We start from the raw sequence: 13004 nt of genomic DNA on the forward strand, positions 1-13004 counted from the left end.
AAAACATGTTTGAAAAAATTCTAGTTGTATGTGTGGGGAATATTTGCCGGTCACCAACCGGTGAAGCCGCACTTAAAAAGTTATTACCCAACAAAACAGTGGCGTCAGCAGGTATCGCATCACTTAAAAGTGAATTAGTGGGTAAACCTGCAGATGCGACAGCAATTGAGATTGCTAAAAATTATGACCTTGATTTATCAGCTCATCAATCACAACAGTTAACGCGAGAGTTAGCTCAGCAATATGATTTAATACTGGTGATGGAAAAGGGGCATATTCGTGCAGTAACAGACATGATACCAGAGGCGAGAGGTAAAACTATGCTGTTTGGCCATTGGCAAAACCAAAAAGACATTCCAGACCCTTACAGGCAAAGTAAAGAATTATTTGAAATTGTTTTTAAAGCCATTGATTTAGCAGCCCATGGCTGGGCAGCTAAATTGAAATAGCATTAAAACCGAAAACTGCACTAACTAAAGATTAGCCCAAGCTAATTTTGTAAGACTTCATCTGACGACATATTCAATGTCCGCCGTACTGTCAGTATTAAATTAGGGTTGTAAAATGAGTTCAAACGAAAACCGTAAGCCACAAACCGATGATGAAATAGATTTAGGTAAATTGTTGCATATCTTATTAAGTGCAAAGTGGACCATTATTGGGGTTACTGGAGTTTTTGCTGTTTTGGGTATTGCTTATGCGTTATTAGCAACACCAATCTATAAAGCAGATGCACTATTACAGGTTGAGCAAAAACAAAGTGGTATGTCGGCGTTAGTGGGTGACATGGGAGAAATGTTTTCTTCAGAGTCATCAGCAAGCACTGAAATTGAGATTATTAAATCTCGGATGATTATTGGCGAAACGGTTGAAAAACTAAACTTAACCGTTAACGCCACTCCTAACTATCTTCCGATAATAGGCAAAGGTTTAGCAAGACTAACCGGTGAGCAACATAGTATCAGTGTGGCACGTTTTGAAATACCAGGCAGTCATCAAGGGACTGATTTTATATTAAAAATCACTGCTGATAATAAAGGCTATGAAGTATTTGATGAACTGCAACAAAAAGTACTTTCAGGTGTTGTCGGTGAGCTAGCTGAAAATAATGATTTTAAATTATTTGTCCGTGACTTATCCGCTAAAGCTGGTGATGATTTCACTTTGTCACTGAGCAATCGCTTGCAAGTTATCCAACAGTTAAACAGTAATCTTGCGATTTCAGAACGTGGCAAGCAAAGTGGTATTTTATCATTATCATATAGTGGTGAAGATAGAGTCCAAATAGAAGCTATTTTAAATGACATTAGTCAGCGATATTTTTTACAAAATATTGCCCGTAACTCTGCAGAGGCTGAAAAAAGCTTAATTTTCTTGAATGAGCATTTACCCGGTATAAAAGGTGAATTAACTGTCGCTGAAAACACGCTAAACGGATTTAGACAAGACAACGACTCGATTGATTTAGGCTTAGAAGCACAATCAATTTTAAAAGTAATGGTTGAACTTGAAGCACAAATGAATGAACTAACATTCAAAGAAAGCGAAATTAGCCAAAGATTCACCAAAGAGCATCCCGCTTACCTGTCGTTGCTTGATAAACGCCTGACCTTAGAAAACGAGCGCGAGCGCTTAAATCGACAAATACAAAAGCTACCTAAAACCCAGCGAGAAGTACTACGCATGACCCGCGACGTTGAGGTTAACCAGCAAATTTATATTCAGCTACTCAATAAAGTACAAGAGTTGAATATCTTAAAAGCGGGCACCGTCGGTAATGTGCGTATTTTGGATAATGCACAATCTGCTTTATTACCTATCAAGCCTAAAAAGCCGTTAATCGTGGTGTTAGCCACACTGCTAGGAGCCATGTTATCAATTGCTGGCGTGTTGGTAAAAGCGGCCTTTAATCGCGGTGTTAAATCACCCGATGACATTGAAGCATTGGGCTTAGCTGTATATGCAACTGTGCCAAAGTCTGAGATTCAAACGAAACGTGATGTTATATTTGGTAAGTCAAAAAAACGCTCTGAAGTTGGCTTAGAAGAAAACTTACTTGCTTACTCTAACCCTGAAGATTTAAGTATCGAAGCACTACGTGGCTTACGGACTAGCTTACACTTTGCGATGATGGAAGCTAAAAACAATGTCATTTCAATTTCAGGTCCGTCACCAAGCATTGGTAAGTCATTTATATCAGCTAACTTAGCGGCAATTATTGCCCAGTCAGGCCAAAAAGTTTTAGTGGTCGATGCCGATATGCGAAAGGGCTATATGCAGCGCCACTTTGGTATTAAGTACGAAAATGGCTTGTCTGAATACTTGTCAGGTAAGTTAACAATTGAGCAAGTCATTGACAAAAATGTGATTGAGAACCTTGATGTGGTAACACGAGGGCTAATACCGCCCAACCCTTCAGAGTTATTAATGCATAATCGCTTAACTGAGTTTTTAAATTGGGCTAGTGAAAATTACGACTTTGTAATTGTGGATACGCCACCAATTTTAGCCGTTACCGATGCTTCAATTATAGCCAGTCAATCAGGCACAACGTTAATGGTCGTTAAATATGACGGTAATCCGGTTAAAGAAATTGAAGTAGCCAATAACCGTTTTAATAATGACGGTATTAAAGTCGCTGGTACCATTCTTAATATGGTCGAGAAAACCGGTACAGGTTACAACAACTATGGTTATTATAATTATAGCTATAAGTAAGTTATGAATTTTTCGGTAATAAAATATTTTAAGAAAAAAAGATCCAGGAAAGAGCCTATTGGGACTGTTTTAATTTAAAGAACACAAAAACAGCGAAACCCAGAGCTTACAAGGGATAGCGCTTACTTAGCAATAAGAGCGACTGTCTCAAAATGGATAAAAAGTGTCTCAGCTTAGTTTAAAAGGCTGAGATGAACATGAGTAGTAATTCAATTTCTAGTTCTAGATATTGTTCAATATTAGGTCGGAAAGTAATGACAAAAAAGAAAATTCTTACTGTTTTTGGTACTAGACCAGAAGCAATTAAAATGGCACCTTTGGTTCACGCTTTAGCATCTGATGAACGATTTGAAGCAAAGTGTTGTGTTACAGCACAGCACAGGGAAATGCTTGATCAAGTATTAGAGTTATTTGAAATAACACCAGATTACGATTTAAATTTAATGAAGGCAGGTCAAACATTAAATGACGTAACAGCAAGAATTATACAAGAGCTTAAACCTGTTTTACAGGAATTTAAACCTGACGTGGTGTTAGTACATGGCGATACAGCCACAACTTTTGCGGCAAGCTTAGCTGCATATTATGAACAAATTGAAGTAGGGCATGTAGAAGCTGGGCTTCGTACAGGTAATATTTACTCCCCTTGGCCAGAAGAAGCAAACCGTCGCTTAACTGGTGTACTCACTAAGTATCACTTCGCACCAACAGAAACATCAAAAGAAAATCTTCTTAAAGAAAACTTTGACCCAGCAAATATAATTGTAACGGGCAATACCGTTATCGATGCTTTATTGATGGTTAAAGATAAAATTGAAAATGATGAAGACTTAAACACGACACTAAAAAATCAATTTCCAATTTTAGATGAATCTAAAAAATTGATTCTAGTAACAGGGCATAGACGTGAAAGTTTTGGTGGTGGTTTTGAACGAATCTGTGAAGCACTTGCAATTACAGCAAAAGCACACCCTGAATCTCAAATACTATACCCAATGCATTTAAACCCTAATGTACGTGAGCCTGTAAATCGTATTTTAGGTGATGTTTCAAATATTCATTTGATTGAGCCGCAGCAGTACTTACCTTTTATCTACTTAATGAGTCGTGCTCATATTATTTTGACGGACTCTGGTGGTATTCAAGAAGAAGCACCGTCTCTTGGTAAGCCTGTATTAGTCATGCGCGATACCACAGAGCGCCCTGAAGCTGTAGATGCCGGCACAGTCAAGTTAGTTGGAACAGACATAGAAGCGATTGTATCTAACCTCAACGAGTTGCTTACTAGTGAATCAGCATATAAAGAAATGAGCTTCGCTCATAATCCATATGGTGATGGTGAAGCTTGTCAAAGAATTTTAAACGAATTAAGTAAATAAGATTTAGGAAATTAAAATGTCATTTGAAACTATTTCAGTTATTGGTCTTGGCTATATTGGGTTACCTACAGCAGCAATGTTCGCATCACGTCAAAAGAAAGTAATCGGTGTTGATGTTAACCAACATGCAGTAGATACAATAAACCGTGGTGAGATTCATATCGTAGAGCCAGATTTAGATATGATTGTGCATGCTGCTGTAACTGAAGGCTTCTTAAAAGCTGTTACGACACCTGAACCTGCAGATGCATTCTTAATTGCTGTTCCAACTCCTTTTAAAGAATGTGGCGCAGGTGAAATTCCACAGCCTGACTTAAAGTACATTGAAGCAGCGTCGAAAGCATTAGCTCCAGTACTAAAAAAAGGAGACTTAGTAATACTTGAATCGACATCTCCTGTTGGAGCAACGGAACAAATGGCGAAGTGGCTTGCTGAAGCTAGACAAGACCTCACTTTCCCTCAAACGGCTGGAATTGAAGCCGATGTGAATGTAGCACATTGTCCTGAGCGAGTTTTACCTGGTCATGTTGTACGTGAATTAGTTGAAAATGATCGTGTAATTGGTGGTATGTCTTCTCGTTGTTCTGAGCGTTCTGTTGAGTTATACAAAGCATTCGTTCAAGGCGATTGTGTCATAACAAATGCACGTACCGCTGAAATGGCAAAGCTAACTGAAAATTCATGTCGTGATGTACAAATTGCATTTGCCAATGAACTATCTATCATTTGTGACAAGTTAGATATTAATGTTTGGGAACTAATCTCTTTAGCTAATCGCCATCCTCGTATTAATATATTGCAGCCAGGACCGGGAGTTGGTGGTCATTGTATCGCTGTAGATCCTTGGTTTATTGTTTCTAAGACCCCAGATGAATCGAGGTTAATCCACACTGCTAGATTAGTGAATGATTCGAAGCCTGAGTGGGTTATTGATAAAGTCAAGTTAGCCATAGCTGATTTCTTGCAAGCAAATCCGACAAAAACCGCTAAGGATGTAACTATAGGCTGTTTCGGTTTAGCATTTAAAGCTAATATAGATGATCTTAGAGAAAGTCCTGCTCTATCAATTACAAAATCAATTTTAAAATTTCATGTCGGTAAAGTTTTAGCTGTTGAACCAAATGTTAACAATAATGAAAGTCCGATAGAAATCTGTCCTATAGAAAAAGCTTGTAAAGAATCTAACATAGCCTTATTACTGGTTGACCATGATGAGTTTAAAAACATTAAATTTAATGGGGCTACCATAATTGATACCAAAGGAATACTGTAATTTGTTCGAGTTTCACAAGAAGAAAAAGAGTATTATTAGTGCTGTAAGCTTTGATTCCCGATTTTTTGATATAATTAAAGGTGCTAGTTACACTTTTATCTTTAAAATTTTAGGTGTTTTTTTAGGCTTTGTAACTAACCTTTATCTTGCGAGGAATTATGGAGCTGAGGCTGTTGGTATATTAGCTGTCTTTACAACAATATATATCTTTGGAAGCTTATTTTCGCATATTGGTTTCTCTACTTCATTATTAAGAATAGTACCTGAGTCTAAACAAGATAAACTAAATTCAGTTGGGCGAACAGTTACAAAAGTTTATTTTTTGATAACATTGTCTTCTATTTTTGTTTCTGTTTTAATGTATACATTATCTGAAAGTTTATCCCTATACTTTTTTGACGGAAAATATCTTGATTTGCTAGGTTTAGGGTCTTTATTCTTTTTCTTCTTCTCAATATACAATATAAATTTAATTTTATATAGGGCTAAAGAAGAAGTTCGAAGTTTTGCCTTTTTTCAGTTTTTTCAACCGTTTCTTTTTCTATGTTTAGTTATTTCGATTGGCTTTGGGTGGCTGGATTACTCAAATACAATAGTATATTCATTATTTATTACATACTTAATACTTTTTGTAATTACATCCAAACAATTAATTGGTTTAATTACCATAGAGGAAAAAGAAACTAAATATAGTTTGAAAGATTTGGTTATAATGTCTTTGCCTATGTTTATCACATCTTCGATGTGGTTGATTATTTCTCAAACTGATATTCTAATGCTTTCATCTATGGTTGGTAACGACGAAGTAGGTATCTACTCTATAGTTGCGAAGATCGGTATGCTAGTAAGTTTTATTCTTACTAGTGTTAATATGATTTTAGCTCCGAAGATAGCGCTATTATATTATAATTCTGACGAGATTGGTCTGAAAGAGCTAACAAAAAAAACTGCTAGGTTAACTTTTTATATAACTCTTCCAATAATCTTAATATTACTAGTATTTGGAAAGTTTATATTAGCATTATTTGGTAGTGAATTTGTATCTGGATATTATGCCTTAGTTATTATTTCTTTTGGCCAACTGGTTGGTTGTGCATGTGGTTCAGTTGGTCACTTTTTGAATATGACTGGGAGTCAAGTGATCTTTAATAAAATAATGATGTTTGCTACGGTTATTAACGTATTTTTAAATTATACTCTGATACCTTATTACGGTTTAGTTGGTGCTTCAGTTGCTAGTTTAATTTCAATAGTTTTTTGGAATTTGGCTAGTCGATATGTGATATACAAAAAATTCGGTTATAGTATAGGAGTTTTTTAAATGAAAAGATTTTTTGGTTTTATATTAAATAGGTTAAAAGTTTTATTTAAACTAGGCTCTAAGCCAGATTTTCTAATCCTAGGTGCACAAAAAGCAGGTACGACATCTTTATTTTATACAATAAATTCCAGTTCTAATAATTTTTGCAGCCCGAGGAATAAAGAGTTATATTTCTTTTCTGAAAATTATTATCGAGGCATTGAATATTATACCGCTCAATTTCCAATTTTTAGGAAAAAAAAATCAATCAGCGGTGAGGCTACACCTGATTATTTATTTTATCACAGGGCTCCTGAGCGTATTAAAATGTTTAACCCTGACATGAAGTTTGTAATTGTATTAAGGGACCCAATAGAAAGAGCTTTTTCTCAATATAATCATCAGAATTTTACCAGAAAAACAATTGCTAATGATCCGATGAGTTTTTCTAATTCTATTAGAAAAGAAGAGTCGAGATACGATATACAAGGTAAGTCCGAATATTTTTATGAATATAAGTATTTCTCTTATAAAAAAAGAGGTTTATATGAGGAGCAAATTGAACGATGGTTTGAATATTTTCCAAGAGAGCAATTCTTTTTTATTGATATATCGGAGTTAAATAATAATGGGGTAATGACGAATTTGTTTAACTTTTTAGGACTCGATGACTCAAAATTAAAGCGTAATATTAGTAGAGTTTATAATAAAAATGAAACAGATAAATTTACTATAAAAAATGAAGATGTAAACTATTTGAATGATTTTTATAAAGGTAGGTTTTCGAATTTAGAAAAACTTACAGGCAGAACTTTTTCTTGGACATCTAAATATGAGTAAGTACTAATGCTAAGGCGATTAATAAAAAAAATCATGAGCAACTCTAAACATGAAAAAAATCTCACCATTTGTTTAAAATCTGAAAAACTCCTTTTTGAGGCGTTAACTTCTAAGTCTAGTTTGATTTGTGAAGATAAAAAATTGAAAGATAAAAAAGTCATAATAAACTTAACAACATACAGTAAGCGAATTAAAGATGTTCACTTAGTATTACAGTCATTGTCTGAACAAATAGTTAAGCCTGATAAGATCATTTTATGGCTAGATGAAGATGAGTTCTGTAACACATCCATTCCGAAAGTGATTTCTAACTTTATCAATCGTGGTCTAGAAGTTAAGTATACAAAAAATATTCGTTCATACAAAAAAATCATTCCAGCTTTATTGCTATATCCAAACGATATTAATATAACTGTTGATGATGACATCATCTATCCGTACAATTTTCTTGAAGAGTTATTGATGGAACATGTATCTTACAGTAATGTTATTATTGGTCATAGAGCTCATCGAATTACAACCGCACTTAATGGGAAGATATTACCTTATAAAAGATGGGATATAGATGTATTGGATGATGTCCCATCTCACTTAACATTTATTACAACGGGTGGAGGTACTTTGTTCCCTCCAAATTGTTTTAACCCCGAAGTTTTTAATGAAGAAGTATTTATGAAATTAGCCCCACATGCAGATGATGTTTGGATCAAATGTATGGCCTTATTTTCTGATGTAAAATGCAAGAGAGTTAATAATCAGAGGTGTTGGGATAAGCATTTCTTCGTATTACCTGAAGGGCAAGATATCTCACTTTACTTAACTAATTTGAAAGATAATGGTAATGATAATCAATTGAAAGCTATCTTTGAGCTTTACAGTTTAAATGAATTATTAAGATAATTTTATGTATGAATATTTTTTTATTTATTTCTTTATGCTTTTTTTTACTTTATTCCTATTCTTTAGTCATAAAGTATCACGCAATTTTCTAAACCCAGTAACAATTATTTTTTTTGCTGTTATTGTGGAATCAATATTTCCTATTATATATTTGTTGATAAATGGAGGTTACACTAGAATTGTCGGAGCTCAGTATGATTTGTATGCACATTATATTTATGCTTCTTTATTAATGTTATTCTCCTTATCCTATTTCGTATTTTTACATTTTTCCAATTTCGCCAATAACCTTTCAGTTGTTATAAATAGTAAATTAACTGAGACTAGGCCATTCAGCTCAAAAGTTGAGATTTTTATATTACTTTTTGCCTCTATATCAATCGCTCCAGGAAGTATTAAATTAATTTCCCTCATGTTATCTGTAGGTATAGATGTCTATTTTTCAAACCGAATAATACTTTTTTCAGGTTTAGGCTTTCTCTTGGCAAGTTTCAAAATTTCACAACTGGCAGGTTTAATTGTAATAGCCAATCAGTTAGTTTTATATAGAAATCAAGGTAAGAAGTTAAATTATTTTAACTTCTTATTTGGTCTTTTTCTTGCAATTTTCCCTGCTATATTAATGGGAAGTAGAAGTCAAATATTTATACCTATTGTAGGTATTATCACTATAGGTCTGCTAATTAAGTTTAAAGGATCTTTAAATATCTTAAAGTTAATTAAACCAATTTCTCTTGGTCTTTGTTTACTAGTTGTAGCAATTAATCTAGGTGCAGTAAGAGAAGCTGTAATGTCTAATAAATTAGATTCAATTGGTGAAGTTCAAAGTAAAGGGCTAGTTCATGGGCTAGCATTCACTTACGGTAGTTCGGAAAATTTATTGTGGCTTATTCAGAATGATGAACCCAGGGAATACCTTTATGGCTATACATATCTAGCCACTTTTTTGGGGTTCATTCCACGTGCTATTTGGAAGGACAAACCTCTCGGGGGAGGGCCTGTAATGCAAAACTTAATTGTCTCAGGTTCCTATGATCAAAATTCAGAAAACATTAGTTCTACCACAACAGGTATTTTGGCGGAGTTATATCTAAACTTTGGTCCAATAGGAATGCTTTTAGGACCTGGATTGTTTTTACTATTACTATCCGGAATTTTTAGGTTGGTTTTTTATTTCGATGGCGTTGTTTTTATTGCTTTATACTCAGCAGTTATATTCAGGGTTTTCGGATATGTAAATGCGGAATTCTTCGGTGTAACTTCCCATATAGTAACATTAATATTTTCAGCATATTTATTAAAGATGGTTATTTTATTTTTTTGTAAAAGGATAAAGTTGTGAAAAAGGTTATTTGTTTAGGGAATGGTCCAGTGATGTCATTTACACCTTATATGGCTAAATTAGCAAATGTCTTATGTGAATTAGGTATAGCAACAAATTTTGTAACTTGGGTAAGAGAAGATGATGTTACTACAGCTAAAGACCCAGATAATGTAGAAACTACTATTTTATATAAGAGTAAAGAAACAAAGGTAAAATTTATTTTAGTTTTAAAATATTTCTTGTGGATGATAAAAGTATTTTTATTTGCTTCTTTGTCAAAGGAAAAGTATTTCATATGTTCTCGCTTCGAAAATGCTTTCCCATTATTCTTAGTGTCCTTATTTAAAAATATATCATATCTATATGCAGATAGGGACAATCTTCATTCTACATATAAATGGCCTTCTATAATAAAGAAAGTTATTTATAAAATTGAATGTTTAGTTGCAGCCAGAGCAAAAATTCATCTAGTACCTGGTTTATCTAGAAATTTCACTTCTCTTAATAATGTACGTATCATTTCTAATAAACCAAGCCGTTCTCTATATAATAAAGCTAAATTAATATTTAATTCTAGAGATAATAATCTAGATGAATCTTATGTTGTATATATAAACGGTTGGATCACTAAAAATAGAGGCTTGCATCAAATATCCGATGCTATAGTTAGTAAGTATTCAAAGAAAGTAAAATTTTTAATTGCAGGCGATGCCACTAGCATGTCGAATGAATTGTTAACACTTGATAATGTCAATTATTTAGGACGTTTATCAAATGAGGAAGCATTATCATTTTACTTTGAGTCTCATTTAGTTATTTCACTTTATGATCCATCGATTAAAATTAACAGGTTAGCTGAACCGAATAAATGGTGGGATTGTGTATTAAGCCAGACACCTTTTATATCTAATTTTGGGGTGTCAACCGTAGAAAGGTATAATGATCTTGTTGAATTTCATCTGATAGATTATAAAACCCCGTATTCCTTGTTTGAAGCAATAGAGAAAGTTAGTAAAATTAACAGAACTAAGAAACCTGTCAAACTTAACTGTTTCAAGTTTTGGGATGATGAAATGAAAGATATAATTATGGAGTTTATTGACTAATGTTATTTAAAGAGAAAACTTTACTGATTACAGGTGGTACAGGCTCTTTTGGCAATGCAGTATTAAACCGTTTTTTAGATACTGATATAGAAGAAATTCGTATTTTTTCTAGAGATGAAAAAAAACAAGATGATATGAGGAAAAAATTCAACTCAGAAAAGCTGAAGTTTTATATCGGCGATGTCCGTGATCCTCAAAGTATCTCTACAGCAATGCGAGGTGTTGATTACGTGTTTCATGCGGCAGCATTAAAGCAAGTACCTTCCTGTGAGTTCTATCCTTTAGAAGCAGTTAAAACCAATGTTTTAGGTACGGAGAATATCCTTGAGTCTGCTATTTCCCATGGTGTTAGTCGCGTTGTTTGTTTAAGTACTGACAAGGCTGTTTATCCAATCAATGCGATGGGTATATCTAAAGCTATGATGGAAAAAGTAATTGTTGCTAAAAGCCGTAATTTGGAAGGCACAAACACGGTGATTTCCGGAACTCGCTATGGCAATGTTATGGCTTCGCGCGGTTCTGTTATCCCACTCTTTATTCGCCAAGTAATCGAGAATACACCAATCACCTTAACCGATCCATCTATGACTCGTTTTATGATGACTCTAGATGATGCTGTCGATTTAGTTCTTCACGCTTTTGAGCATGGTACAAACGGTGATATTTTTGTCCAAAAAGCACCTGCTGCAACGATTGAAGTTTTGACACACGCAATTCTAGAAATGATTGGCAAGCCAGAACATAAAGTAAATGTAATTGGTACACGCCATGGTGAAAAACTATTTGAAGCATTATGCAGCCGTGAAGAGATGTTTGTTGCCCAAGATCAGGGTGATTACTACCGAATTCCCGCAGATAATCGTGACCTAAATTACGCACAATACACAGAAGAAGGTGAACAAGACCTTTCAGCTATTGAAGATTACAACTCACACAATACTGAGCGTTTAGATGTTGAAGGTATGAAAGAATTACTGCGTAAGCTTGATTTTATGCGTGAGATTGAGGCTGGCAAACTAGTTGTTCCGGAAGGTGTGTAAATGAATATTCTAGTGACAGGAGCGGCAGGTTTTATTGGTAAAAACTTATGTGTCTTTTTACAAGAGGCCGGTTTTGAGAATGTAAAAAAAATCACATTAGATGATAGCGAAGATAATATAGTCGAAAAGGTGACATCTGCTGATTTTATCTACCATCTTGCGGGTATTAACCGCCCTAAAAATGATTATGAGTTTAAAAAAGGCAACACTGATTTAACTCAAAAAATTATAGATACACTTATAGAATCGGGGCGTAATACTCCAATTCTTTTAACGTCATCTATTCAAGCAGAATTAGACAATCCTTACGGCGCAAGTAAGGCGGGTGCAGAGGAAGTTGTTGCGGCATACAAGAAACACACTGGTGCAGCTACCCATATTTACCGCTTACCGAATGTGTTTGGTAAATGGTGTCTTCCAAACTATAACTCTGCCGTAGCTACTTTTTGCTATAACACGATAAATGATTTACCAATCACGATTCATAATCCAGACGCAGCACTCAACCTCGTATATATTGATGACGTTTGTAAGTCTTTTGTAGAGAGACTAACTAGCGCACCTCAATCAACTGACATGTATGGTATTGTTGAGCCTATTTATGAAACCACAGTCGGTGAAGTTGTTTCGCTACTTACTGAGTTTAAAAACAGTCGAGATAGTATGATTTCGGCTAAAGTAGGTGAAGGCTTTGTTCGTGCGCTTTACTCCACTTATGTCAGTTATCTAGCGCCTGACCAGTTTGCTTACTCAGTTACTCGTCATAGCGATGACCGTGGCACATTTGTGGAGATGCTTAAAACTAAAGACTCTGGTCAGTTTTCATTTTTCACGGCTCACCCAGGTATTACTCGTGGTGGACATTACCATCATACGAAAACAGAGAAGTTTTTAGTTATTAATGGGAAGGCCTTGTATAAGTTCAGACATATTGTAACAGGTGAAACATACGAACTTACTGTTGAAGGTGGAGAGTCTCGGATTGTAGAAACTGCTCCTGGTTGGACTCATGATGTGACCAATATTGGAAATACAGAGATGGTGGTTATGCTTTGGGCGAATGAAATTTTTGATAGAAATGCGCCTGATACAATCGCCAATCCACTGTAAGCAAGAGTAAATAA

Annotated in this window: 11 protein-coding genes; all 11 read left to right on the plus strand. The window is 34.7% G+C overall.

Going from position 1 to position 13004, the window contains the following annotated elements:
• Positions 1–5 precede the first annotated feature (5 nt).
• Positions 6–449: an arsenate reductase/protein-tyrosine-phosphatase family protein gene (locus L2737_RS02165; protein ID WP_248954596.1), complete on the plus strand. Its 444-nt coding sequence runs from the start codon at positions 6–8 to the stop codon at positions 447–449.
• A 115-nt stretch (positions 450–564) separates the two neighbouring features.
• Complete coding sequence (locus L2737_RS02170) at positions 565–2718, plus strand: polysaccharide biosynthesis tyrosine autokinase (RefSeq protein WP_248954597.1); 2154 nt, start codon at positions 565–567, stop codon at positions 2716–2718.
• 254 nt (positions 2719–2972) lie between these two features.
• Positions 2973–4097: a non-hydrolyzing UDP-N-acetylglucosamine 2-epimerase gene (wecB, locus tag L2737_RS02175; protein WP_248954598.1), complete on the plus strand. Its 1125-nt coding sequence runs from the start codon at positions 2973–2975 to the stop codon at positions 4095–4097.
• Between the two features lie 16 nt (positions 4098–4113).
• Entirely contained in the window at positions 4114–5370 is a 1257-nt protein-coding gene (wecC, locus tag L2737_RS02180; protein WP_248954599.1) for a UDP-N-acetyl-D-mannosamine dehydrogenase, read from the plus strand.
• Position 5371: 1 nt separating this feature from the next.
• Positions 5372–6691: an oligosaccharide flippase family protein gene (locus tag L2737_RS02185; protein ID WP_248954600.1), complete on the plus strand. Its 1320-nt coding sequence runs from the start codon at positions 5372–5374 to the stop codon at positions 6689–6691.
• Entirely contained in the window at positions 6692–7510 is an 819-nt protein-coding gene (locus tag L2737_RS02190; RefSeq protein WP_248954601.1) for a sulfotransferase domain-containing protein, read from the plus strand.
• A 33-nt stretch (positions 7511–7543) separates the two neighbouring features.
• Positions 7544–8410, plus strand: a complete 867-nt coding sequence (locus L2737_RS02195; RefSeq protein ID WP_248954602.1) for a glycosyl transferase — start codon at positions 7544–7546, stop codon at positions 8408–8410.
• Between the two features lie 4 nt (positions 8411–8414).
• Entirely contained in the window at positions 8415–9752 is a 1338-nt protein-coding gene (locus tag L2737_RS02200) for an O-antigen polymerase (RefSeq protein ID WP_248954603.1), read from the plus strand.
• Positions 9749–10840, plus strand: a complete 1092-nt coding sequence (locus L2737_RS02205; RefSeq protein ID WP_248954604.1) for a glycosyltransferase family protein — start codon at positions 9749–9751, stop codon at positions 10838–10840. The genes L2737_RS02200 and L2737_RS02205 overlap by 4 nt, the downstream gene beginning before the upstream one ends.
• Positions 10840–11880, plus strand: coding sequence for a polysaccharide biosynthesis protein (locus tag L2737_RS02210; protein WP_248954605.1), 1041 nt, complete (start codon positions 10840–10842; stop codon positions 11878–11880). Before L2737_RS02205 ends, L2737_RS02210 begins: the two co-directional genes overlap by 1 nt.
• Positions 11881–12990: a UDP-2-acetamido-2,6-beta-L-arabino-hexul-4-ose reductase gene (wbjC, locus tag L2737_RS02215; RefSeq protein WP_248954606.1), complete on the plus strand. Its 1110-nt coding sequence runs from the start codon at positions 11881–11883 to the stop codon at positions 12988–12990.
• The last annotated feature ends 14 nt before the right edge of the window (positions 12991–13004 follow it).

The sequence above is a fragment of the Shewanella electrodiphila genome (genome assembly GCF_023283985.1).
Lineage (GTDB): Bacteria > Pseudomonadota > Gammaproteobacteria > Enterobacterales > Shewanellaceae > Shewanella > Shewanella electrodiphila.